Genomic DNA, 26,729 nt, shown 5'->3' on the forward strand with positions numbered 1-26,729 from the left:
CTTGTTTAATCATCCGACAACATGTTGTATGATGTGATTATAAATTTTCAATATTCATTGATCAACCATCAGTTTTTTATGATTTGTCGGATGATATTCTTAGACGCTAATAGGAGGAAAACATGAAAAAGCAACCCCAAATAACAGAAAAAACAAGACAAACCTTTGTTGAAGTTTTTTGTGAGTTATATAGCCAAAAACCAATCGAGAAAATTTCAGTTCAGGAAATCGCGAATAAGTCAGGATATAACCGTAGCACCTTTTATCAATACTTTACTGATATTTACGAATTGTTAGATGCTCTTGAAAATGACTTATTGAACGACATAAAAGAAGAATTGGCGAAAAAAGAGCTATCGATGCATACGGTTCAAGATGCGCTCCATTGTCTGGACAAAAAAGAACATCTTTTGGTTCTCCATGCCCTTTTAGGTGATTATGGAAGTCCCCGTTTTTTAAAACGCTTAAAAAAAGAAATTACTCTAAATCAGTTGGAATTAAATGTTCCGCAAAACCCTGCCTTAACGCCATACTTGATTGAGTTTTACCTGTCAACCTCCCTTTCCTTATTTCGTCTTTGGCTCCAGCGACAAAAGGATTTATCGTCAGAAGAGTTTTTCAAGTTAGTGGACAACCTCTACTCAAAGGGGGTTACGTCCTATTCTAAAGAATGAGTCTGGCATTCAAACCTAATCGGTGTATAGTACAATAAAAAAACTGCCCTTTCTTGTGGTACGGTTCACGCTTAAACTATCTTGCCCGTTAGTTTAAGGAATTGAAGGACAAGATGACGATTAGATACACGCCTAATCGGCAATAGGAACATGTTCTTGTCCAATACGGTAATCGGTACAAGTTCTTGTCCTTGGCCCGGGACAAGAACTTGTACCGATAAAACAAAAAAGCCGCTAAAATAGCGACTTCAATGGGACCATGTTCTTGTCCCTCGACATTGTAGGTATTGTTGGCTCGGGACAAGAACTTGTACCGATAAATAAAAAAGCGGCTAAAATAGCGACTTTAATGGGAATATGTTCTTGTCCCTCGACAGCACCAATTAAAACTGCATTGCAGGTTGTATTTAGGTTATTCGCCGAAACGAATATTTTTAACAGTTTTATTGACTAACGAGAAGTTCTGGAAAGTCCGTGGTCCACCCTCTCCTAATGGCGCCTGTGCTTCAAGGCCAACCTTAATGGTCTCTTCCACTGGTAGTGTAAAGAAACGCATCATCACATATTTGAGACCATCCAGTGAATAGTGGAATGCAAAGGAATTGCCGACTCGTGCTATTTGTAGCCAAATGGTGTCACTGTCGATATTGGACCCGTTTGCATCATCCGATGTTTGATTTGTTACTACGCTAACTACTGCATGTGTATCAAAATCTGTTTTTTCAAAACAAGCTTTAGCCCACACCTGGAAATCCTGCATAATCATAAGTGTTGCTGAATCATAAGTGTCCTTAAATCCATGGGAGACTTGAGCACGCATTACAAAATCCCCCGTAACTTCTTGATAATAAAAAGGTGCATTGGCAAGACTCTCTGGTGTGATCCCTTCTTCTGAAACGGGTCCAGGTCCACAATTATTAAAGAAATCGGATTTAGCAGTTGCCTCAATAATCAATTTGTCATTCTCAAAGGTTGCTTTGCTTTCATTAATCCATTTGAAATGTTCAAAAGCTGATTTTTCCATCTAATTGCCTCCTTAAATTATGTCACAAAGTATCACTAAAACTTTAAGGCTTAATAACCATGTAACTTAGGTCACTTTATAAACGTATATTGAAATCATGTTACAAAATGGCAATGTTTCTTTTACCGAATTACTGTGGTTGACCTCTGAGAATTCTATCTTATATTAGTTTCCCCCTACTGTCGTGTACAGTGGCATTCTTTTTAATAAAACGATCGTTCTTGAAAAAGAATACATTGATTCTTAGGTGTTTGAAAACTAGGAGTCAGATTAATGACTTTTCCAAATCAAATATAGCTACTTGGGAACGATCAGTCAACATATCGGTTACATGGATTGAGATCGTTTTTTGTAATCGTAGTCCTTTAGCTCCTCTTTTTTTGTTGTATTTACAACAAAAAAATTATCGTTTATAATCATTCTAAAAGTATGTTTAATTTGTTTTTAATTACAAAATGAATTTCTGAAAGGATTATAAGAAATGAAATCAAAAAAAATAGACTCAATTGAGGGGCTCAACATCGCTTTTCAAATAAGAGAAGAAGTGTTTGTGAAAGAACAAAATGTACCAATTGAAGATGAGTTTGATGATTATGATAATTTAGATGGACAGTGTGAGCACATCCTGGTCTATTTTAATGAACTACCCGCCGGAACAGGCAGAATTATTATTCGAGATGGCGTAGGTAAATTAGATCGAATATGTATCTTAAAACCTTATCGCGAATATGGTCTCGGTAAATTAATCGTTACATCACTGGAAGAAATTGCAGAAAATAAAGGAATATCCAAAGTTAAATTACACGGACAGACACATGCAGAGGGATTTTATCACAAGCTAGGATACCATACTACCTCCGATGTATTTATGGAAGATGGAATTCCGCATTATCTAATGGTAAAAGATTTATTATCGAAATGATGCCATTATCACGTGTAAATCAATGTTTAATTTATGCAATAGGTATCTTAATTCTAACTCTTGGCATTACCTTGACCATACAATCAGATTGTTTTTCAAATTTTTGTGTTTCGGCTGCGTTTTGGTTGTTGCAGGAATAGGAACGGCCATGTATCTACAGACCAATTTTGCACCGATTCCGATCGATCGGTTAACACTCTCACTAAAAAAATAACTCGAACGAATATATTTTTTTCGAGATTCGAGAACTCTGATTAACGTTGTACTTCTGTTCACGGCATTCATTTTTGGTGGACCCATAGGTATAGGAACTGCACTGGCTGTCTGCTACAGTGGGGCCATTTTAAATGTTTTTATGCCATGTATCAGAAAGATGATAGAAAAATTGAGTTCAACAGAACCAGGAAGTAATGAGGTGGATGGAAACAATTCCGCTAAAATCATCGTGTATATAAGACTTTAGTCTTTATGAGTTGTATCTACTCATTATTTAGGTCTTTGTCTAATCGGATATGGGAACAAGTTCTTGTCCCTCAACGGCTAGTTTTATTATGAAATCTCACTAATGTAATCCTTAGCAACCCGTGTTTACCCTCAGAAACTCAGTTGCTTCATCTTGACGCGACAATTGTATAATGTGTATTTGTCCTAATAAAGCCTTACCTGAATGTACTTTTTACTTAGATATTCATCTAATCGGTAATCGGACCATCTTCTTGTCCATTTCGGTAATCGGTACAAGTTCTTGTCCTTGGCTCGGGACACGAACTTGTACCGATAAAACAAAAAAGCCGCTAAAATAACGGCTTCAATGGGAATATGTTCTTGTCCCTGGACAGCATAACACATAGTGCTGTTATTGAGCTAAAGTCAATTTATATGATCTCTTGACTTTAAAAAAATAGCCCGCTATGCGAGCGAGCTTGATAATCATCTTCATTGAGTTAAAGAACATAAGGAGTTGCCTCTACACTTTTATTGTAATTACTGGACTACCCGCAGAAATATTTTGTGCCCCCATCCGACTTACTGACACATAATTGTCAGAGTTCGTTATTATCAGCGGAGTAATCAATTCAAAACCTCTTTCTTTAATTTTCGCCAAATCTACTTCCATCAGGACATCACCGACATTCACCAAATCACCTTCTTGGACTTTGAGAGAGAAGCCCTCGCCTTTCAGTTTGACCGTATCAAGGCCAACATGGATAAGAACCTCCACACCATCGTTGGCAATGACTGCAATCGCATGTCTTGATTTGGTTATCGTGGTAACTACACCTTCAACAGGAGATACAATCGTTCCGTTTGAAGGGATAATTGCAATTCCTTTGCCCATCGCTTCACTAGAGAACGCCTCATCTGCAACATTTGCAAGGTCAACAACCTCTCCAGTCACAGGGCTATACACCGTCATCTCTGCTTTCGTAACAGATGAACTTGAACCTTCATCCGTTTCCTCAATACCGGAAACAGATACGGAATCCGTTGTGCTTTGCGTTGCTAACTCGCCGGATTTGGTGCGGGTTTGGTATCCCCACAGATAGGTCAAAATGAAACCAACCACCAGACCCACCGCCATTTGCAACACATAACCATAGAAGCCGGGATCAATGCCTTGAGGATTGACTGCACCAGGAATACCGAATACGCCGGATGGAGCAAATGCATAAACTTTGGACAAAAAGGCTCCACCGATCACTCCACCAATACTACCACCAATAATCGCCATTATGAGCGGTTTTTTTTGAGGAAGCAGTACACCGTAAAGTGCAGGTTCACTCACACCGAGCAATGCTGTGCCACCCGTTGAAATACCCAGTGTTTTCAGCTGTTTATCCCGTGCTCTCAGTCCAAAGGCCAAGGCTGCGCCTGCCATCGCAAACTGATTCGCTGCCAGTAACCCCATCACAGAATCGTAACCAACAGTTGCCATGTTGTTAATAAAGATTGGGATAAAGGCCCAGTGCAAACCAAACATGACGATCAGAATCCATGGTCCACCCAATACAAGTCCAGCAAGAATCGGATTAAAATTGTAGATAGCCGTTGTAATATCAGCAAGACCGTTACTGAGGTATGTGATTACAGGACCGATGATGAACAGTGTCAGTGGCACCGTAACCAAGAGTACGATAAATGGAGCCAGAAAATATCTAAAACCTTGCGCGATATGCTTCTCAATAACACGATTTAACAGGGATGCAAACCATACTGCAACAATTGCGGGGAATACGGATGATGTGTAATTCATGATATTCATCGGCAGACTGAGGAAGGTCAACTGCTGCTCAGAGCCTACAAAACTCACTAGCGCGGGGTAGACCATGGAACTTCCAATAATCATTCCCACATATTGATTCAAGCCAAAGTATTTGGCGGCGGAGCTACCCAGGAAAATCGGGAAGAAATAAAACAGTGCATCACCGATAGCATTCAGTACGATATACGTTCCATCCGTTGCCGTCAGAGCACCGAATGCAGATAGACAAGCCAGCAATCCTTTAATAATACCACTTGCTGCAAGCGCTCCCATAACAGGCATAAAAACACCGGAAATCATGGATGTGAAGCGGTCAAAGAGACTTTTTTTCTCACCTTGTATCTCATTGGAGGATTCAGTATTGCTCATGTCTCCCAGGAGGGAAGACAGCTCATTAAATACGGGAACAACCTGATTCCCGATGACCACCTGATATTGTCCTCCTTGCTGAATAACGGTCAGCACGCCATCCATTGCTTTGATCTCTTCGGCATTGGGGATTTTGCTGTTTTTGAGTTCGAATCTCAACCGGGTTACACAGTGGGTAACCTTATTGATATTTTCTTTGCCTCCGACACTGCGTAACACATCCGTTGCCAGTTGACGATGATCCATGCCTGCTCACTCCTTCATGGGTGAGATATGGAATGAACAAATAAGCTCGTGTGCATTCAATGTGCATTCCATATCTATTCTCAGTACTCTAAATAGACATTACCTACAATACCTGTCGGTTCCTGAATCAGGAACTGGGACAGGAAATCTTGCTGTTCTTTTACAAGCGTATTCGTCACTTCAATCACAAGTCTGTTGCCCTTTGGTTCTAAATATCCGCTTGCTTCGTACGCATAAGGCGGACAGATTCGCGTTCCGATATCATGCCCATTCAGCCACACTTGAGCTACTTCGTACGGTTCATGAATGACCAGCCGCGCTGCTGCCGGTACTTCGTGCATATCGAACTCTATTTCATATCGCACGGTCCCCGAGAACTCGGGTAACATCGTCGGTACGGCAAGTGAAGTAAGTTCAGCACATGTCCCATATGCAGAGAATTCCGGGTATTGCTTAGCCGTTGCCAAGGAGAGCTTCCACTCTCCTGTAATCTCGTGTAGGTTGGTGTATGAACAATGTGCAGTTGAGACTTCCGCGATCTCCTCACTCAGTGCAGTCCCCTGCACAATCAACACAGATTCATATTTTTCGAGCCTCAAGGAGAATGATTGCTTGTTTCCATACATCCTGGTGTGAAGTGGTGAGAGTGTATTCGCAAAAGCATTATAGATGTACATCTCATCCACGCCTTTCAAAGCCGGAACGGTAATCGTGGTCTCAATCGCTTTTGCCGGATCTTCATTGAAGAACATATATACCTCACCGTCGTTATGACGGTAGTGGTAATAACGCAGGTAGGGCTGGTATTCCGAAACGGTGATCTCATACACATGGTCACTCCGCAGGCGCGTCGCCAGTTCATCTAGTGCAACAATACTCACAGATTTATGCTTCTTCAGATCTGACAACTCGCTCGTGCAATCCTCTCCTTCACTGCTTCGAGCAGGAAGTCCATCCACGAAATAGACCTGTAAACCCGCTTCGGCATAGGCAACCAGTTGAGCAATTAATTGACTCGGTAGCGCTTCGGCATAAGGAATAATCAGGGCAGGGAACTGTTCACGGTTCATCTGGAGTTTTCCGTCTTTCACCTGCGCCGAGATCACCAGTTCCGATGGAACGATGTCAAAATCTATCTGGTTCTGCGTAAGCTCTCTCGCGGGCTTCTGGAACAACATATACTCTCCAGCCCACTCCGCTTCTGCATGATACAGAATGGCTGCCGGTGCAACATGCACACCATCCGATAACAGATGACTTACTCTGTTCATGTAGTAAGCTAGTATTGGCAGATACCGATACTGCGGATCATATCCGTTCGCGTATAGATGAGGTGGACAATCTGGATCAGGATACTTTTTCGGCGAAAATGCATGTGGCACAAAATGGTTCACACCCCGTACCAGCATGTGGTCCGTTAGCCATTTCATCAGTTTCAGCCCTTCTCCGAACCCATATGCACCGTACACTTCACACATGGTACGACCGTGCTTCTTAGGGTCCAGGTGTCCGAGTGAGGTTCCCATCTTCGCCATTCCATAATGGAAGAACTCACCGTCCCATCCAGTGGATGTGAATGATTTGTAATAGCCATCATCCATGCCTGGCAGAATCTGATGAAGCACCACGTCAATGCCGGACATATCCTGCCCCCACAGACTGCGATAGAAATGCCCTGTACCATAACCGAGTCTTGCATGAGCGTTATTGTCTTCAATGACATGCCCAATGTACTCTACACCATGGGCGCGACACCACTCTCCCAATCTGTCCGTGAAATGTTCTGCGTATAATCGAGTGATCAGATCCATGTAGCGATAGCGCATCTCTTGTCCTTTCACACCTGCATTCGCCCACAACAAGGGGAGTGAACGAATAACATCATCGTCGGATCCTTCCTGCTTTAACATGTCCTGCAAATCTTCACACCACGGAAGAATCATATCTAGGCGTCCGATGGAAGCCAGTGGTCCTTTTACATTGCCAAACCTTGGCTCATCCGAGAAAAATCCAGCCAGTGTCGATCCAAAATCATCTTTGTATCGATCATAATGTGCCTCGTACACCGTATCAATCAGCACCTGTGTGGCTTCGGGCACAATTGGATTCAGATATCCTTCGGTTGCTTTTTCCCCTCCATCATAGGTAAGAACCAGCGTAAAGATTCTCCAACGCCCCTCAGGCAGATCCCATTGCACCGTTCCTTCATGTAATTGTGAGGTCAAATCAACCAGGGAATCGGGATCAATCTCATCAGGTCCCGTTTTGCGAGCGGCAACTACACCAACAATCCGATCTTTAGCCGAGAAGACTTGCTTTTGTTCTCCCTCATGATCCGACTTTACTTGCTCCACTCCAACACTAATACCTCTCTGGCCGGGTCGTTGCAGCGCCCATTTCACCAGAATTCCCGCCTGAAGCTGGGGTCCGACGAAATCCTGTTGATGTATTTTCAGAAACTGCTTCTGGTACTGGGGATAATCCGTCTTGATTCTGCCAGCGGCATATCCTGTAGGAAAATGAGAATCATCCAGAATCCACACTTTCATCTTCCGGTTACGCGCCTCATCCATGATGATATCCAGATCTGTCCACCATTGGGGCCCTACAAAATCCGGATGCGGGCGGGATTCCACGCAAACCGCCTTGATGCCACTCTCATCAATAATCTGCATATGTTCACGCAGTACAAGTTCTTCTTCACCATGCTGCCAGAAGAAAGGCAAAATATAATTGTTCTCCCGGTTTTCCAACACCTCGGTCATCTTTCTCATCAAAAACCCTTCCCTTCTGCTAGACAGACAACTTCGTTGTTTATGCTCTCTCCTATCAATTAAGTGTCAAAATTACATATTATATAAAGAAAATCCCATATGAACCAAAACATAAATCAATACATTAAAATCCATTAATCAATCGTAAACAGACCAATATAAATATAAACAAAGATGTTTAATCACTTCACACTTTTAATATAGCGCTTTCAAATGAAGACCGAAATATCAAAACAGTACATATTGACTGTCATAAATTCAGATGTTAAGGTTACTACAAACTTCAGCCGACTGGAGGCAGTGAGCATGAATCACGACCAATTGGATGCAAAGCTTCGTAAGCTTACGGATAGGGATCTGCATTATCAGGCTCATCCTTCTGCACACTCTGCTACCTACGATTCATTGAAGAGAGTAGATCATGAAGGACAGAAAGTTTATGTTTTTGCGGACATGATTGGAGAGAAAGACAACATCACCATTTCCAAGCACACACGGTTTGCCGAGGTTCCGCTACATATTCACACTTTTATTGAGCTCAGCTTCGTATATTCCGGTCAGTGCACCCAGATCATCAATGGAAAAAAGGTCACGCTAAAGGGCGGACAGATCTGTATTGTAGATACAGGCATTCCCCACGCCATTCTGTCCACAACGGAAGAAGATGTGATTATTAATATTCTGATTCGTAAGCGTTACTTTTCCTCTTCTTTCCTGAGCAAACTGGCCAACAATGGCATTCTGTCTCACTTTCTGGCGAATGCCATCTCAGATCGTAAGAATCATAACCGGTACATTATTTTTCATTCCGAGAATAACACCAACATTCCTATCCTGATGAGACAACTGCTCTGTGAATTTTATGACCCGTCACTCGGCTCATCCGAGATGATGGATTCCTATATGCTGCTGATCTTCTACGAACTGCTGCGTGTGTTCCAGTACGACACGAATCGTCCTCGCACACTGACGCAGAACAAGGTGACGATCATTGAAATTTTGAAATATATTGAGAATCATTATATGGACTGCACCCTCACATCCACCGCGGAGCATTTCAACTTCAATGCCAACTATTTGTCCACCTTGATCAAAAAAACAACCGGTCAGACCTTCAAGGATCTGGTTCAGAGTGAAAAATTCAACTACTGCGCGTTCTTGCTCGCCAATACCAATCGCCCGATTTATGATATTGCCAGCAGTACGGGGCACAGCAACTTGAGCTTCTTTTACAAAAAATTTCAGGATCACTTCGGCATTACGCCTCAGCAATATCGGGAACAACATGCTGCCAGAATAATGGAATGATAGTGAATAAAGAACCCTTTGCATCTGTTATGGCTTCCCTCTCGGGCTCAGTGAAATGTTTATAGTTCAACCAATATTGTCAGCAAAAAAACAAAAATACTTACTCCCAGGCTTTTATGTCGCTACATGAGTTCCCTCGCAGTAATATTTAGATGAATACCTAATCCGAAATGCCACAATGTTCTTGTCTTTTTCGGCAAAGGAACCAAGTTCTTGTCCTTAGCTTGGGACAAGAACTTGGTTCCTTAAAACAAAAAAAGCCGCTATAATAGCGACTCCAATGGAACAATGTTCTTGTCCCTCGACAATAAAAAAAGTCGCTAAGCAGTTTGATTATAACCTGCCCTATCCTCGGTTTTATTGAGCTATCGTTTCCCGAATCTTTAGATTGCAGCTTCTTCCATAACTCGCCTCAATTTCTTTAGACAATACATTTGTTTGTTCCCCTAGATATTTCAAGTCGTTAGTCAGAACTGTTGTATCGTCGCCTAACCGAGCCATAACTGATACACTTACAACATTTCGAACATCAACATCATTACTTAAAGCCATTGTTCGATAAAACCCAAAATTATCACAAGTATTTTTTCCTCACTTTTGGTTAATTCATAGTTAATTTAATTGTGAACAACATTTTTATAATTTAACGTTATCTCTTTCCTCTTTAAGCAAGGTTAGTCCCACTCAACTCTTCGACTTGTTTGTTAAACTATCCTGCCCTTATGATACGGTTCGGCGTATTATCTGTAGAGCGAAATCGAAGGCACCCAGTAGGGTGCCTTCGATGTTCTAACTGTCTCTCTTTGGCAAGTTGGATAAACGAACTCAAATCCATCAACCAACCTTGTTGGGACACTCGATCATTGTAAAGAACGTGCAAGTGCTGCAACAGAACCGCGGAAATCGGGTCTGCCGTCAGCCGTCCACAAAAGCGCTGTCACAAATGTATGGCGATTCGGATCGTACAGCGGATCTCCTATAATGTTCTTGTACGTTCTTGCGTGAAACACAAATAGCGTCTCTTCGTCGTCCTCTGACACCGTGAAGGAATTATGACCGGGACCATACATTGAGATGCTCTCATCTGTCGAGAGAACCGCTGTTTGCGACTTGCGCCATGAGGTGGCATCGAGCAAATCAGCATCCGCATCGGCTTCAAGTAGGCCCATGCAATAATTGAAATCGGTGGCGCTAGCCGAGTAAGAGAGGAATACCCGATTACCCTTGCGAAGAAATGCCGCGCCTTCGTTCACTTTATAACCAATGATCTCCCAGTCATATTCCGGCATCGAAATCATCGTTTGCGACCCAGTCAGCGTCCACGGATTGCTCATTTTAGATATATACAGATTAGAGTTACCTCCGATGTTCGGATCTTTTTGTGCCCATACGTAATAACGGCTGCCATTATGCTCAAAGGTAGTGGCATCGAGGGCGAAGCTTTCCCATTCGGTACGAACCTGCCCTCTTTCCATCCAACTGCCTTCGAGCGGATTGTCATTTTCATTCTCTAGCACGTACATCCGATGGTCGAACAAGCCTTCATTCGTTTCCGTCGTGTATGCGGCAGCGAAATACACGTACCATTTGTCATCAATAAAATGCAGTTCGGGTGCCCAAATATTGGCACTAAGGATACCATTCTCGCGCTTTCTCCAGATCACTACAGGAGTTGATGTAACAAGCTTCTCAAGGTTCTGGGCTCTACGGATTTCAATCCGATCATACTCCGGAACGGATGCTACGAAGTAATAATAACCATCCGAATGTCTGTAAATAAAAGGATCAGCTCTCTGTTCAATTAATGGTTGAATGTCGTGTGACGCTCGTTGTTGGATTTCCATCTTATCACCTGTTTCATCATAATATAGATTACCCTTTAACAGCGCCTGCAGTCATACCGTCTATGAAATATTTCTGAAAAGCAATGAATAGTATGAAAATTGGAATGATGGAGAAGAAGGAGCCCACGATCAATAAGTCATAGTTATTGCCATAAGGAGTTAACAACGTTTTCAAACCGATTGGAAGTGTATATTTACTCTGATCTCCGAGCACCATGAATGGCCACAATAGATTATTCCAGCTATTCATACCATTCAATATGGCCATTGCTGCAAACGATGGCTTCATAATCGGCATAATTAGTCTGAAATAAATCGCATACTCGTTTGCGCCATCAACCCGCCCAGATTGAATAATCTCTTTGGGTATGCTTCGTAGATATTGCCTGAAGAAAAATATTGTCGCGGCATTGGCTATACCGGGCAGAATGATTGCCGAATAGCTATTCACCATTCCCAAATCATTAATTAGGCTGTACAAAGGAACCAGCAGTATTTCGAAAGGCACCATCATAATGAGCAAAACACATATAAAGAGGAAGTTCTTACCTTTAAAATGATATGTTGCAAAACCATATGCAACAAATGCGCTTACAAAAAGTGTTAAAACCACTTGAACGATTGTTAAAATCATACTGTTCCAAAACCACACAAAATAATCATGTTCTCCAGTAAACAGAAAGATGAAATTATCAAAACTCATGATTTCAAAATCCAAACTTAGATTAAGACCATATCTAACTAATGATTCACCTGGTTTAAAGGAAGATAGGGCCACTGCGTAGAATGGGATCATAATTATAACGAATAGTATAATGAATAAACAAATAATTACTATTCTAGAGATGAAATCACTCCTCGTCTGACTTCTGCCCACTTTAATCCTCCTCCTTTTTGAACATTCCACTAAATTTCAATTGCGTTAAATTGATAACCATAGCAATGATTAACAGAACGATACCAACTGCAGCTGCGTAACCCAGCTTATTCTGCTCAATCCCTTGTCTATACAGATATCCAACAATGGTTAAGCCAATATTTTGGGGTGATTTGTTACCGTTGAACATCATCAGGCTCTCGGTAAACATTGCTAAACCTGCATAAACACTAATTGTGGTAACATATACCGTGGTCGGCTTCAATAATGGCATTGTGATCGTTCTAAACTTCTGCCAAGCAGATGCACCGTCAATTGAAGCAGCCTCATAATATTCATTGTCAATGCTTTTCAAACCCGATAGATAGTAAAGCATATTAACGCCTGTCCATCTCCAACATGCGAGGATTAACAGTGCTGCCATACTCCAATTTCCGTCTTTCAAAAATTTGATAGGTTCTACACCAAATAGACCTAGGAAACTGTTCATTAATGAACCTTCCATCTCACCGAATGTAAGGCGGAAAATGGTACCCGCAACTGCGACAGATGTCAATGCAGGGAGAAAGAAAGAAGATTTAAAAAACTCTCTTCCCTTCATTAACTTACTGTTGATCATAACGGCGAATAACATGGGAAAAGGAATCAACAGCACTAAGGTTCCTAACATGTACACAACGCTATTTTTAATAGATGTCAAAAACACTTTATCAGTAAGTAATTTCGAATAATTTGCTTCACCAATCCATTTAGGATCCTGTCCCAGCATCCTATCTTGAAAGCTCATTACGAATGAATTTACAAGCGGAAAAAACCAGAATATCAAAAATATAAGTATAAATGGCAATACAAAAACATAAGGTGCAACTTTTTGAGAGTATACAAATTTCTTTATCATATTCTCAATCTCCCTTGACTATGGTTAAACCTGCCGACCACTGTACCTGCCGACAGGTTTAATCAAATCATTTACTTATTATATTTATTTCAATTCTTGTTCAATTGCTGCTTGTGCTTCATCCAACGCTTCCTTCACGTCTTGGCCATCTTCAAAGATAGCATTCAAAGTAACCGTATTGAATATATTGCCGATGGTTGGTGAAGCTTTAACGGACTTAATCGCTCTAATTTCGTCTTTGATTTCATTCAAAGTATCAAATGCATTTGTTTTAAAGTATTGGACGTATTCATTTTCAGGGTTTTTCGTAACTGCATCATCTTTCCATACTTCCATGTTGATTGGGTCAAATCCAAGTGTATTCCAGATTTCTGTAGTAGCTTCTTTCGAAAGCTTAGCAAAGGCTACAAATTCTTTTGCCAACTGAACGTCTTTACCATTCTTAGTAACAACTGTGCCAGTACCGCCTAAGCCAACGGAACGAGGATTACCTTCTTCGAATACAGGCAATGGAGCTATTGCATACTTACCTTTAAGGTCTTTCATTTCGTTTACAAAGCGGGACATGTACCACTCAGGCATCAATGCACTTGCGTAGTTGCCTTTGTTATATTCACCTTTTGCTTCTTCTGTGTCGGGTTGTCCGCCAGGGATCGTATGAATAACATTGTTCTTCTGCAGATCGACTAACATTTCATACGCTTTAATCATTTCAGGCGAGTTCACTTTTGGATTACCATTTTCATCTGTAAAATCGGCATTTTGCTGAGCTAGTAGCAGCGATGCTTGCCACGAAGCTGATGTATCAGCAGTACCTAAGTACTTGCCAGTCTTTTCGTAAACCTTGATACCTGCTTGTTTGTAATCTTCCCACGTTTTGATTGTCTTGTAGTCAACACCTGCTTGTTCGAGAATTTCAGTGTTGTAGAAAGCAAGCGTAGCACCTACGTGATAATCAAAGCCATAAACCTGATCGGCTTTGGAGTAAATCTCGACACGTGAAGGAACAACAACGTCTTTGTATGGTGTAAATACATCATTCAAAGATTCCAGGGGAACGTTGTCACCTTCCAAGAATTTAGGGAATTGACCAAGCTCAATATCCGCGATATCAGGAGCACCTTTTCCGCTTGTAACTGCCAATAAGAGCTTGTTGTGCATATCATCGTAAGGCATAACCGTTACATTCAACTTAATCTGTTTGTCTGGGTTCTGTTGGTTCCATAACCCCAGCATTTTATCCAAATGCTTGCCGTGCAAATCTGCGAATGTCCAAAATGATAATTCTGTTGCATTCTCACCGGCATTAGCGCCTAATTGCTGTGTTTCCGTTTTTGAACCAGAAGGATTACCACATGCAGTAAAAACAAGTGACATAATCAGGAGAGTAACGATGGAGATTAAAGCACTACGTTTTTTCATTTGTTCGTCATCCTCTCTTTTTTGTTATGCATTTGAAAAGTCGGCTGACTAGTTAGTTCTGTTAATTTAAGCGGTTACAATCCATCTTGGCACCACCATCCTTAACATAATTCTAACCTTTCAAAGAAAAGACCCCTTCGCAACAATTTCTCAGATTCCATATTGTAAGCGCTTTACATGCCGTATTATAATATATATGAAATAAGCTTTATATAACCAATTGATTATAAAATCATAAAGTTTATGGGGAGATGCTACTCTTTGAAAAAGCTGGCGCTCTACAAACAAATTCGAGAAAATATTATACAGAAAATTAAATCAGGGCAGCTTCGGCCAACGGACCGCATTCCTTCTGAACAAGAACTAATGGACGAATTCAGAGTAAGTAAAATAACCGTCAGGAACGCCCTAACCCTACTAGCTGACGAAGGATTAATCATACGCGTACAAGGCAAAGGCTCATTCGTGTCTTCCAGTCTTGTTGTTTCTAGCATCAATTTCTCGCCATCCCCACGCAGCGCGTGCTCCATGCCGCTCATCGGCTTCATCATTCCGACGATGAGAACCCGTGTCATTCAGAAGCTCGTTGACTACACGGAACACTTCCTACAAGAAGCCTGCCTCAGCATGGTACTAAGCATCACGCGCGAGTCCTCCTCTATTGAATCAAACGTCATTCGTACACTAACGGAGCTCGGTGTGAAGGGGTTGATCGTTTTTCCAACAGAAGATGAGAAGTATAACGAATCATTACTTCGTCTGTCGCTCGATAAATTCCCGTGTGTGTTCATCGACCGCTATCTGCGCAACATTGAGACGTACACCATTACATCCGACAATTACGGCGGTGCGTATAAAGCTGTATCCCATTTGTTATCCAAGAGTCATCAGCAGATTGCGCTCATCTCACCTGAAAATGCCAATACAGCCGTCGAGGATCGCACGCTCGGCTTTGAGCAGGCGTACACAGATCAAGGCATCTCGATTGACAAGAGCTTGTGGTGTCACATCCCTCTCGACATTCTACGCAGCGAGCAAGCATTGGACTATGTAAGCAACTTCTTGCAGAACCACAGTGGAATTTCGGCAGCCTTTTCCTTGACTGAAGAAACAGCACGCCTTACATCCGCCGCTATCAGTCTTCTGAACGTTCACTCAAATATCGACTTGCTATCTTTTGATAATCCACATCTTTCAGGCGTAGCTTATGTGCAGCAGGATGAACAGGAAATGGCACGAACAGCCGTAAAGCTGTTACGTGAACAAATGGATGATATCTATTCTCCTAAGAACGCCGTTATTCCCGTGCAACTCATCTTCCCTTGACACGACAAACGTTGCAGCCTACACAATGATCTTGTCTTCAGCTTGGGACAAGACTTGGTTCCTAAAAACAAAAAAAGGCACCTCTGTGGAGAGATACCTTTAGCTATATTATCCGCAAGACATGTTTCTGGCTGAGCAACGGATAAACATTGAATAATGTTGCAGATTTCAAACACCATAAATAAATTTAGTTGTCATTGTATACAGCCTCCCTTTTTCGCAGTACCACTACGATATCTGTCTGAGGTACAAATAAATTATAATTCGTTACATGCACTTGTCTCGTTTCGGTTACTGATTCTATCTTTAATTCAGGAGGAAGACAGCGCTCTATGTGAGTAATTAATGTTTCTTTGGTAAATCTCCAAATTACACCATCAATCGAAGAGTTCGCCATATAACCACCGTCCGTTACAGAACCTGAAAGAGACTTGAGAACAACCGGGTCCGCAATAATGATAGATCCACCGTCACGTAACAGTCTGCAGCTCTCTATGAAGGCTTTTTTGTGATAGCGAATGTGATGAAAGCTTCTTGCAAACAAAATCATATCGCAACTATGATCAGGTAAAGAAGTCGGTTTATCAATGAAAGCATGGATATAAGAATTAAACCTTCCCCACTTCTTTCCAAGTTTTAGAGCATTTATATTCGGATCCATGTTGAGAAAACGAACATCCTTCTGCTTGCGAAGATACTTGTTCAATAAACCTGTACCACAGCCCACCTGAAGAACATCGCCCTTTAAAGGGGGTAAAACTTTATAAACATTACGAGGAATAGGAAAATTTTGAACGTACATGGCCAATTCGTAGAAAATCGGATAACGCTCTTGCAATCGAACCAATTTACTGGTGTAGAAAGGATTCCGCTTTTTGTGACGTTTAAAGTCCCATTTGTTCAAATAGTAGATAGGGGTTAACAGCAAGAACAGAATAATAAAGACACTTTGGACGCTATAAATTCCAAGTTTACTAAAACGATCATTGGAATTATGAGACATCATTTGTTTAGAAGTATTCAAAATGATCACTCCCCTCTCACAACGCTATAAATGGTGTAGAACCTCTTTAACATAATAAACGAATCCAATATATGGTTGAATGCGCCGAAAAATACAGACATACTGTCCGTAAGCAATGCTTCCTTCCAAATGACTTACGAAGCGAAGGGAATCTGATCATGCACAATTCAATCGTATTTAGAGAAGAGTATTTTTTGACTCCTTCACCTCCGTCCATTTGAAGCTGACAAAAGAAGAGCCGTTTACGATGATGTATCACATGTGTTTCAACCACTGGATTTGAAAGAACAGGTTCCGTTATATATTATGAACTGTCTGTATAAGCCGTTTTTGGAGAAATCATTTTTTCGTGGAGGCCTCAATTGGACAATGTTTGTCGAGCGGCGTAACGAATTTCGCAACGTATTCGAACAAATGTTACATCAACAGGAGGCTGGCTACGTTCTTATCCCTCATCTGAGCATCGAAAAAGCCGCCCACAGGCGACCTTTTGAGCAAGAATACGATTTTCAATTTGAAGTATGATCATCAGGACGATGGATCATATAGGTCTGCATCATGTTCTTCGATCCAATCAATTTGCCTGAATCCATAGCCAGCCATCGTTTGCTGCACATCCAGCACCTCTAATTCCGGTGCCTGCCAAGGCGTTTTTTTCGTTTCCATCGGTCGTCCCCGCTATCTACAAAAACTGGAACCAAGATGCGAGCACCCTTAAATTACTTGTGCGATACAAACTTTTTAAGATACGATATGTATCTTTGTTAAAATTATAAGACACAATACGTATCTAAGTAAACAACTATTTCATCCCTTTCTATGGGTTAAGTATTCCCCTGTAGCGCTACTGACCCGAGTTAAAGCCCACTCTCCTCTATATAGCTTTTTTATTTTGATACTCATCTAATCGTTAATCGGACTATTTTTGATCTGATCACTGAAGTGAAGAGCAGTAAAGAAATCATTCATGAATTGATGGCTGACTTTATTAAGGAGTAGCACAGGTCACCTGGATCATATGATATCAAACAAACCGATAACTGACTTGTTTCAGTTGTCGGTTTGTTTTTCAGAATTTGTTAAAACCTTATTTCAATAAATGCTTTGAGATCCTATTCTCATTCCAGTCGTATACTAAGACACTATTCTCACGGTAGTCCAATACAGACCCTTTTACTCCATTAAATTCGTGAATAGAGGCCAAAGTTTTTACATCTAAAATATACTGGGTGGTAAGCAAATCTACATATAGGTTTCCTTCTACCGTTTTCTTTGCTGTCGGCAGACCGTCTCCCTCAGACATATTAAAATTCGATAGTACCCTATCCTTTACTAAACCCTTCTGGTTGAACAATCTTAATTTTTTGGTTTGAGGATTAAATACCATATAATCATCCCCAGCTTGGAAAGCAAACCCAAATTGATCGATTGTTCTTCCCCAGATAGCGGAACCTTTTGGAGATAAAGCTATTAGTTTACGCGTATTTGCTTGATATACTGAAAACACAAAAGTACCATCATCGAGTGCAAAAGCAGTATAAAAGTTGACTCCTGCTCCCTTTGGGAATGTGTATTGAAATGAGCGCTGTAAGGAAGAGTTGTATACTTCAACTTTTTGAGCATTGCCTTGCTTTGTTAACAGCTCTATGGCGATTTGGTTCTTCGACACAGTAGTTAGCTTTCCGGATACCACCTTACTTGCTTTCTGCTTGCCATTTTTATCGAAAGATAGTAGTTGTACCGTTTCTGCACCGATTGTATTCGATTTCTGACCTGCAATAATTAAGTTTCCGTCACTCATGCGATATAACTTGCCGTCAAATGCCCCTAGATCTTGTCCTACGCGCTTACTCCAATTTTCCTTCCCTGCAGGGCTCACAGAATAAAGAATTCCTGGAAATGAGAAATAGGCGTATACCGTACCGTCTGGTGCATAAGCAAAAGGATATTCTGTACTTGGCCATCCGTATCCCGCCTTTGCAAACGAGAATACCCATTTAATCTTTCCTGTTTTGGGATCTACGGCTCGAAGTGTATCGGGTGACCAAGCTTTTGTCTCAGAGAATCTTTCTTCTCCAACATGTAAGTACAGCGTATCTTTTCCTGGCACATAAAAACTCTCTGGTTGAATCGATATGTAATCTTCATTCGGTGATTGAGTCCAAACCGCTTGTGGCAAGGATTCATAATTCTTAGCAGCCACCACCCCACCAACATTTGCAAAAACCAGGGTAGCTACCATGAGACTAATTAACTTCTTTTTCATACGAAAACCTCAACTTTCCTTTTTGAATTGATACTTCATAACCGGAGTTAGATTCAATAGGGTTGCCCCTTATAAACTTGCATTGTTTTCCCCTCTCCTATTGGACTATATAATTTTATCGACATTATTTCACTATTATTAAGGAATATAACATGACATTTTTTGAAAACACCTAACAGCGACATATTTCATTCTTCGTAGCATACTGTTTAGAGGCGCTAATCCGCTTTGATGCAGCAGCGCTCTAGTCATCCGAGAGTGCATCTCGATAATCGGTAGCAGCCAAGAATTGTTGCTCATGGTAACCACTGCCTCTCAATTGAACAGTAACGTTATTAATATATGGGTAGTATTCACTTAAGGCTGTTTGGCTATCTTTAGCTACGTACATGACACTCGTTGTGGAGATGGGTAATCCTGCTAAACCTGCTTTAATCGCACTTGCTGGTGGTCCTCCTACTGTACGCCATATCGGCATTTTCCCATGTAATGGTTGGGGGATGATTTAGGTATGATGTAGTGGTGCCCGGAATTCACCTTGCCATGTAACACGCTCTTCTTCGTTAATCTTCAGCAGTAAAGCCAATTTCTCTTCAAATAGTTCTTCATAGTTACTCACATCAAAACCTAATAACTCATATGCACCTAGACGTGAACCACGTCCTGCAACAATCTCAGCACGTCCATTTGGAATCAGATCCAACGTTGCAAAATCTTCATAAATCCGTTGCTGTGAAGAGATGCGGTGGCCTGTTAAATGGAATAGAGACCGATCTCCATACCTTTTTCTTGGTGAATACGATATTGTTCCATCTTGGTCTGTTCTTCCATATGAGTTCCATGGAGGCCTAGAAACCAAAAGTTGATTTCATCTCAATTTATTCGTTGAACTTACTGGCACCTAGTCCGAGCTTCTTGAGAAGATCGGTTAACTGTATTTTTTCTTCAGTGGTAATCGAAGACAGATTTTTGGATTTAATCCTAATGTTTAATTAAGTTAAATTTATTAATTCAATCAGTATACTGCTGAAGTATTCTTTGTTCAGCAGAGATTTTCTCCAAGTTTGAGTGAAACAACTGATCCTCCTCCTATCAAAAAAGCAGCCCCGTCAGGAGCTGCCTCATGTATTATGCCTTATATTGTAATCTTATCTGTTTCCGCTAACCTGTCAGCTTACTCAGCACCCGGATAAGGGTTGATCTTCTGGATCGTTCCGTCTTCGTTGTATTTCAGCTCGGAATATTTAACGCAGCGCTTGTGGTTGACGCCTTCCGACAGGGAGCTGTCGTGATAGAACAGATACCACTTGTCTTCAACTTGCACAATGGAGTGATGGGTTGTCCAGCCGATAACCGGAGAGAGAATCTCGCCCTTGAACGTGAATGGTCCCATCGGGTTCTTGCCGATCGCATATACGAGCTTATGCGTGGTTCCTGTAGAGTAGGACAGGTAGTAATAGCCGTTATATTTATGCACCCATGGGCCTTCAAAATATCTCCGTTCCTCATCCCCAGCCAGAATCGGATTCCCGTCTTCATCGACAATCGATATCTCGGCAGGCTTGCCTTGGAAGGACAGCATGTCGTCGCTAAGCAGTGCAACTTGCGGTCCAAGCGCCGGCTGGTCAGGAGCAGGTCCTTCAGCATCTGGCACGAAGCTGCCGGTCTGCCATTTCTCCAACTGGCCACCCCAGAGTCCGCCGAAATAGATGTATGACTGATTGTCGTCATCCACCAGTACGGCCGGATCGATACTGAAGCTGCCTTCCATATAATTCGGTTGCGGCATGAATGGGCCTGCCGGAGACTCTGATTTTGCCACACCCAGACGGAAGATGTCGTCATGATCCCGTGCCGGGAAGAACAGGTAATAGGTATTGTTCTTATAAGCGGCATCTGGTGCCCAGAGCTGCTTGGAGGCCCACGGAATATCTCTCAGATGCAACGCTTCGCCATGATCAACCACCGGGGAATCGAAGTTGTTCATCGAGAGGACATGATAGTCTTCCATTTTATACTGGTCGCCGTTATCGTTGCTCGGCTCGTCATGATCGAGGTCATGGGAAGGATAGATGTAGATTTTGCCCTCGTAGACATGGACGGACGGGTCAGCAGTGAAGATGTGGGTTACGAGCGGCTGGTGGGGCTTAGGTAGTTGTTGTTGATTCATAAGGCATCTCCTTTGGTATTGGAATAATAGAATCCTTCATATACGGGATTACGGTAATTCATTGATTGCATCCTCAGAATTAAAAGCAAGCGTTTACAATCTCTAATGTTATTGTATAAGCTCCGCTTATTCTTTCCTAGTACACATAATAAAGAACTTCCCCCGAAAAAATGTACAATTCCCGCCCATCTCATAATTCTTATATTCTACAATGAAGTGATCTTTTTTGCGTTGTCTTGTCGCACATATTATTTCTTCTCCTATGGATCACAACCATTATATGTCTTCACAAGTTTTTGAGCTCGTAAGCTTTTTTCTCGAAGTTCCACCGTCTCACGTTCGTAATACACTTTTCCTTTATTATCACTTCACTCTTTCGGAAATATTTTCACTTATTTCTTCAGGATTTTCAACACCAATGATCAACTTTGATATTTTGAACATACCAACTTTCAAGCTATTCAAATCTAAATGAAGAGTTTCAAGCTCATTTTCAAAAAAGTGGAGTTGAAAACCACCATTTGATCTAAATAACCCATTTCTCTTTTCTCCTAATAAAGCACCATATAGTTTAAAAGCATTGGGTATTGGTCTACCTGTTGTTATTCCCTCGATTGAAGAGTATGGAATTTGCAACCCTTTATCTAATTTTATAAAGGGTGAGTTTCCAAAGTCGATATTTACGTAGGTTTCCATTAATTGAATTTTACGTTCCATACTTTGATTCCCCCATTTTCTTTTCAAATAATCCATTTATTTCATAACCCATAATTACATATAATACCACAGACACCTCTTTTATTCATGAAAGTCTAAGCACTGCCCTCCGCGCCTTCGCGGGTTACGTCCTCCTTTTTATATTCCATTTCCAATCATTTATTAAAGAACCTACGCGTGTAGCATGTAGTGCTTAAACAGGGACTTATCTTTAACCTAACACTAAGAAAATACTATATTTTCACTGGACAATTAGTTTATTTTTCCTACACATTTGTTAAATGAAATTGTATGAAACTTAGTTAGGTGTTTATCTAATCGGCAATCGGTACAAGTTCTTGTCCTCGACTCGGTACAAGAACTTGTACCGATAAAACAAAAAAGCCGCTAAATTAGCGACTTCAATAGGAATATGTTCTTGTCCCTCGACAGCAGGTGTCTGAGGACAAAAACTGGTACCGTTAATGTCGAGACGGTTCATCTAGTTTTGCGCGGGTCTCCTAGTAAGTCAATAACTTAGGTTCCCTCAGTTCTTACTTATTTATCAAGCTATGCACCATGTCATTCCTCTTGTTTGGTTCTTTTAACCATGTTTCTTTAGTAAACTGACTGCTACATGAACCCCTTATTTGAATGATTACTTCATTAAGGAAGGAATAATTGAATCAATCTGCATCCCTCTAGATGCTTTTAACAAAATCACATCATTTTTATTAATTTTTCGCTTTAATGCATTCGCCAACACTATTTTATCTTTAAAAGTCATTACAGTCCCTATTGGATATCTCCTTTTTGCTTCTGAGGCAATATGGCTACTGAGATCACCAAATGTATAAATATAATTTATTTTATCTGGATCAAGATTTCTGCCAATTACTCGGTGAAACTCTATTTCATCATCACCCAGTTCAAGCATATCACCAATTACTAAATGCTTTTCACAATAAGCCGTCAGTTCCTGAAAAGTCATAATTGCTGCATTTACGGAATCCGGGCTAGCATTCCAAGCATCATTAATAATTGTAAATCCCAATGGTGAACTAATCTTCTCTAATCGCATATTAGGCAATTTCAACTGATTAAATCCTTCATTTATTTCAGCAGAGTTTAAACCCAACCTCAGAGCTATGGCAATTGTAGCAAGTGCATTATTAATATTATGTGCACCAAGAAGTGGAAGGTAGTAAGTATCGTTTGCAACAGAGAATTGGGAACCATCGGAGTTTGATAATGTATTCTCGGCGATCACATCATTAAAATCCCCCTGCCCAAAACTAATTGTTTCTATTGAGATATTTTTTTTGATATTACTTAGTTCTTTGGTTAAATACGGCTCGTCACCGTTGAAAACAAAGCACCCACCATTCTTTAGACCACTAATAATTTCTAATTTTGCTGCTGCTATTTGTTCTCTAGAGCCGAGACTAGATAGATGGGAAACTCCTATCATTGTAATCACAGCTATGTCTGGATGTGTAATTCGGGAAAGTTGCTCAATTTGACCTCTTTCACTCATCCCCATCTCGATTACTGCAACTTCAGCATCCTTATCTATCCCTAAAACCGTTAATGGGACACCTAATTGACTGTTTAAATTACCTTCTGTTTTATAAACTCGAAATTTTGTCTGTAAAACAGAATTTAGCATCTCTTTTGTAGTTGTCTTACCGTTGCTACCCGTAACACCAATAACTTTGACTTGTAATTCTCGTCGGTATTCTGCCGCTAATTTTTGTAAGGCTTCTAAGGAATCATTTACATAAATTAACGGAAGATGAACTGGTGGGTTAGGGTGATCCTTTTCCCAGAAAGAAGCAATCGCTCCTTTAGATATTGCTTCACTTACATAATTATGCCCATCTAACTCTCTTATAATTGGGACAAATAAATTTCCCGGTTTTATGGACCTAGAGTCAATAGACACTCCTTGAATCATGAGTTCCTCAAACTCCACAGATAACCCATCACCTGAAGACATTCTTTCAATAACTTTGAGTTCATGAGTAATCATCATCGCACCACCTATTGAATTGAATTTTTATGTGGAGCTTATAACCTAACCTATTTTTGATAATGACATGTAAGTCGAGAAATCAACAGATCCATGACTAAGGCTTTTTCTTTAAATAGTGGTTTTCACACTATTTAACTTGGATAAGTTTCCTGTTTTTGATATCTCTTAACCTGATACTCTCCAGTATTCATTAAACTAACTGCCCGTTAGTTTAATGAATTGAAGGGCAAGATGATGATTAGATACATGCCTAATCGGCAATAGGAACATGTTCTTGTCCCTTGACAAAATCCCCCCGATACTTTTCTTACTACATCATAGACACCTCTTGCTTCTATTGCTTCTACAGTGCAGTAGATCGGTTCCTGTGCCAACCAAAAAAGAAGTCGCTCCTATAGCGACTTCTTCATCTCTTTCAAGCGTTTCTTAGCACAAAATATATGCCTAGTTCTAAAGCTCATCTACTTGGTTACAACTGTATGTTATGACCTGCTGACATCATCACCAATGCTTAAAACAGGATGGTTTCGGGGGTAACACCCTTAGGATACTCTTCTTCCCATACGGTTTTCTCTACATAGGCCTGGTACCACATCTCTGCAATTACATCCGGATCATTAATTGCGCCGGTACCTGACTCCTTGATCAATAAACCTAATGAGCGGTGGCCCACAAAAATCCCTTGAGCAGACAATGAAGTATGAAGATTAGTAACATAATTGCGTAACCCTGAAAGAGCAATACCGATATTCCCCATCATGGACACAGGGTACATGGCGGATAATCCTGAGGTAAAGAGCAAGGCTCCCTCTTTCCTGGCGAGCATATCAGGGAGAACCGTATTGACGACATGGATGGCACTAACCACATTCGCCTCAAATGCGTCCCTGGCGTTCTCCGCCGTTAACTCCAATACAGAAGTGGGAGGATAATTGCCTGCTGTTGGACTGAATTCCAACACATCAATCTGACCATACTTTTCTTTCATGTTGGTCATAGCCTGTTCAATCTGTTCCTTGTTAAAAATATCTGCTACGAAATAAGATGCCTCGATACCATCCGCTTTCAGTTCCTCCACCATATCTTGCAGTTTTGCAGCATTTCTTGCAACTAATGCCACTTGGAAGCCGCGCTTGCCAAAGCTCTTCGCAATAGATAATCCTAATCCCTTACCTGCACCAACAATCGCCAGTGTTTTCATTTATGATTCTCCTTTTATGAATGAGTTAGTGAGTTCAATTGACAGTTTTAATTGTAAAACGTACACTTAAAGGGCTCAATGGTTGATATAATTCAATGTGTTAATTAAACATCACTTTTGATAAATCCGACTATTATTTATGGAGGGGAAGCACGAATTGGGTAAAGATAAAGTGGATCTGCGCATTCTCAAAACGCGGAAAGCCATTAAAGAAGCGTTTCTGAGATTAGTACAAACCAAAGGCTATGAACGAATTACTGTGCAGGACATTGCCAAAGAAGCGATGATAAATCGCAACACATTTTATTTGCACTATGTAGATAAACCTCAATTCATGGAGAAGTTATTTCAGGAAAACGTGGAGAGTTTAAATGCTTGCTTAAGCCTGGAAGTGAGTTCAATTCATGAGATGGATAAAGATATGTTTGCGACCATGTTAAAAACGATTTTCGACGATATTGAAGCCAATATGATATTCTTTAAGACAATGATCACTCAAAATATTTATCCAAACTTCTCCGTTTACTTGAAAGAGGCTTTTAAAACGATCATTTTTTCGGGAATCGGCGATCATCGCCACGATGAGAAGATAAAAATTGGCATCGAATACATGATATCTGGATTGGTAGGAGTAATTTGTCTCTGGATAGTTGAACCGGAAAACTACAGGGTAGATAACTTTATCGAGCAACTGAGTGAAATTCACTATTCTAACATGGTTGACTTGCTGAAGGATACTTGATAATAAACTAGTATGATCTGAACAGAAAGGCTATTCTTGCCGAATCTGATCTGGCTCGACTCCCTGCTTAGATCTGTCAGAACTAGGCAGGCATAGAATAATGTTTGCAGCCGAGAGAGTTCAGGTTGGTAGGATGGCCTGCCTGTTTCACCATACTTTGAATCAACTTGCTTAATGGGTAATTACCACCACTACAAAGCAGAATATCCCCGTTAAGTATAAATTCTCACTTACATACAATTGATTTCATTAAACCGAAGATTATTTATAATCCATATTTTGTAAAATTAATCTTAATCCAAAATAGCAAATAATCGGTTGCTTCCTTTATGATGTTGAGCTTGAATGCGGCAAGTGTTTTTTTGTACTTATGAAATTTGCATTCACGATCTTAGGTGGAACCCCTAAGCACATATTCGCGTCCCGATGGTTGGCGCAGATTGATTGGTCTTTACCGGAAAAAAGTTATTTCTAATAAAAAAATCGTTATTCACGCGAATTGGTATTATCCCCTCAAGGTAGACAGTGAAAAAAAGAGATCATGTTAAAATGAACTCAACACTGAAAACCGGAGGGGATTTTTGCTATGCCAGCGAAAAAGGGCCAAACTTTTAATCAATATAGTGAAGAAACGAAGAAAGAGGCTGT

Annotated in this window: 19 protein-coding genes and 1 pseudogene; 5 read left to right on the forward strand and 15 right to left on the reverse strand. The window is 40.8% G+C overall.

Annotated features, from left to right (window positions below):
• Positions 1-122: 122 nt before the first annotated feature.
• Entirely contained in the window at positions 123-674 is a 552-nt protein-coding gene (locus AC1DE7_RS30770; RefSeq protein ID WP_036673661.1) for a TetR/AcrR family transcriptional regulator, read from the forward strand.
• A gap of 412 nt (positions 675-1,086) precedes the next feature.
• On the opposite strand, the gene AC1DE7_RS30775 is transcribed toward AC1DE7_RS30770, so the two are convergent.
• Positions 1,087-1,698, reverse strand: a complete 612-nt coding sequence (locus AC1DE7_RS30775; protein ID WP_036673660.1) for a DUF1349 domain-containing protein — start codon at positions 1,696-1,698, stop codon at positions 1,087-1,089.
• A gap of 481 nt (positions 1,699-2,179) precedes the next feature.
• Here AC1DE7_RS30775 and AC1DE7_RS30780 point away from each other — a divergent pair, with 481 nt between their 5' ends.
• A complete protein-coding gene (locus AC1DE7_RS30780) occupies positions 2,180-2,620 on the forward strand; it encodes a GNAT family N-acetyltransferase (RefSeq protein WP_036673659.1) in 441 nt (146 codons plus the stop codon).
• Between the two features lie 967 nt (positions 2,621-3,587).
• On the opposite strand, the gene AC1DE7_RS30785 is transcribed toward AC1DE7_RS30780, so the two are convergent.
• Entirely contained in the window at positions 3,588-5,498 is a 1,911-nt protein-coding gene (locus tag AC1DE7_RS30785) for a beta-glucoside-specific PTS transporter subunit IIABC (protein WP_477535813.1), read from the reverse strand.
• An 80-nt stretch (positions 5,499-5,578) separates the two neighbouring features.
• Positions 5,579-8,272: a glycosyl hydrolase gene (locus AC1DE7_RS30790; protein ID WP_036673657.1), complete on the reverse strand. Its 2,694-nt coding sequence runs from the start codon at positions 8,270-8,272 to the stop codon at positions 5,579-5,581.
• A 306-nt stretch (positions 8,273-8,578) separates the two neighbouring features.
• Here AC1DE7_RS30790 and AC1DE7_RS30795 point away from each other — a divergent pair, with 306 nt between their 5' ends.
• Positions 8,579-9,580, forward strand: a complete 1,002-nt coding sequence (locus AC1DE7_RS30795; protein ID WP_036673655.1) for a helix-turn-helix domain-containing protein — start codon at positions 8,579-8,581, stop codon at positions 9,578-9,580.
• Between the two features lie 860 nt (positions 9,581-10,440).
• Here the strand turns inward: AC1DE7_RS30795 and AC1DE7_RS30800 are convergent.
• The 4 genes from AC1DE7_RS30800 to AC1DE7_RS30815 form a co-directional block, all read right to left on the reverse strand.
• Positions 10,441-11,424, reverse strand: coding sequence for a glycoside hydrolase family 43 protein (locus tag AC1DE7_RS30800; protein ID WP_477535814.1), 984 nt, complete (start codon positions 11,422-11,424; stop codon positions 10,441-10,443).
• 28 nt (positions 11,425-11,452) lie between these two features.
• Positions 11,453-12,271 (reverse strand): carbohydrate ABC transporter permease, encoded by an 819-nt coding sequence (locus AC1DE7_RS30805; protein WP_405159396.1) that lies wholly within the window; start codon positions 12,269-12,271, stop codon positions 11,453-11,455.
• A 31-nt stretch (positions 12,272-12,302) separates the two neighbouring features.
• Entirely contained in the window at positions 12,303-13,199 is an 897-nt protein-coding gene (locus AC1DE7_RS30810) for a carbohydrate ABC transporter permease (protein WP_127549236.1), read from the reverse strand.
• Between the two features lie 84 nt (positions 13,200-13,283).
• Positions 13,284-14,621 (reverse strand): ABC transporter substrate-binding protein, encoded by a 1,338-nt coding sequence (locus AC1DE7_RS30815; RefSeq protein ID WP_076317732.1) that lies wholly within the window; start codon positions 14,619-14,621, stop codon positions 13,284-13,286.
• A 261-nt stretch (positions 14,622-14,882) separates the two neighbouring features.
• On the opposite strand from AC1DE7_RS30815, the gene AC1DE7_RS30820 reads away from it, so the two are divergent.
• Complete coding sequence (locus tag AC1DE7_RS30820; RefSeq protein ID WP_047843252.1) at positions 14,883-15,947, forward strand: GntR family transcriptional regulator; 1,065 nt, start codon at positions 14,883-14,885, stop codon at positions 15,945-15,947.
• Positions 15,948-16,134: 187 nt separating this feature from the next.
• Here the strand turns inward: AC1DE7_RS30820 and AC1DE7_RS30825 are convergent, their stop codons facing one another.
• The 8 genes and pseudogenes from AC1DE7_RS30825 to AC1DE7_RS30860 form a co-directional block, all read right to left on the reverse strand.
• The gene (locus tag AC1DE7_RS30825) at positions 16,135-16,971 is read right to left on the reverse strand and encodes a class I SAM-dependent methyltransferase (protein ID WP_076250501.1); all 837 of its coding nucleotides are present in this window, start codon (positions 16,969-16,971) and stop codon (positions 16,135-16,137) included.
• 528 nt (positions 16,972-17,499) lie between these two features.
• The gene (locus AC1DE7_RS30830; protein WP_106427116.1) at positions 17,500-17,637 is read right to left on the reverse strand and encodes a paeninodin family lasso peptide; all 138 of its coding nucleotides are present in this window, start codon (positions 17,635-17,637) and stop codon (positions 17,500-17,502) included.
• A 421-nt stretch (positions 17,638-18,058) separates the two neighbouring features.
• Positions 18,059-19,237 (reverse strand): hypothetical protein, encoded by a 1,179-nt coding sequence (locus AC1DE7_RS30835; protein WP_339193560.1) that lies wholly within the window; start codon positions 19,235-19,237, stop codon positions 18,059-18,061.
• A gap of 256 nt (positions 19,238-19,493) precedes the next feature.
• Positions 19,494-19,976, reverse strand: a pseudogene (locus AC1DE7_RS30840) (LLM class flavin-dependent oxidoreductase); the annotation flags it as partial.
• Between the two features lie 435 nt (positions 19,977-20,411).
• Positions 20,412-21,407 (reverse strand): glycoside hydrolase family 43 protein, encoded by a 996-nt coding sequence (locus AC1DE7_RS30845; protein ID WP_477535815.1) that lies wholly within the window; start codon positions 21,405-21,407, stop codon positions 20,412-20,414.
• Positions 21,408-21,770: 363 nt separating this feature from the next.
• Entirely contained in the window at positions 21,771-22,124 is a 354-nt protein-coding gene (locus tag AC1DE7_RS30850) for a hypothetical protein (protein ID WP_340982404.1), read from the reverse strand.
• A gap of 637 nt (positions 22,125-22,761) precedes the next feature.
• Positions 22,762-24,135 carry a UDP-N-acetylmuramoyl-tripeptide--D-alanyl-D-alanine ligase gene (locus AC1DE7_RS30855; RefSeq protein ID WP_340982405.1) on the reverse strand — a complete coding sequence of 458 codons (1,374 nt, stop codon included), beginning with the start codon at positions 24,133-24,135 and terminating at the stop codon, positions 22,762-22,764.
• Positions 24,136-24,649: 514 nt separating this feature from the next.
• A complete protein-coding gene (locus AC1DE7_RS30860) occupies positions 24,650-25,339 on the reverse strand; it encodes an SDR family NAD(P)-dependent oxidoreductase (protein ID WP_340982406.1) in 690 nt (229 codons plus the stop codon).
• 157 nt (positions 25,340-25,496) lie between these two features.
• On the opposite strand from AC1DE7_RS30860, the gene AC1DE7_RS30865 reads away from it, so the two are divergent.
• Positions 25,497-26,081: a TetR/AcrR family transcriptional regulator gene (locus AC1DE7_RS30865; protein ID WP_051447337.1), complete on the forward strand. Its 585-nt coding sequence runs from the start codon at positions 25,497-25,499 to the stop codon at positions 26,079-26,081.
• The last annotated feature ends 648 nt before the right edge of the window (positions 26,082-26,729 follow it).

Source organism: Paenibacillus sp. 10L310, assembly GCF_056395745.1.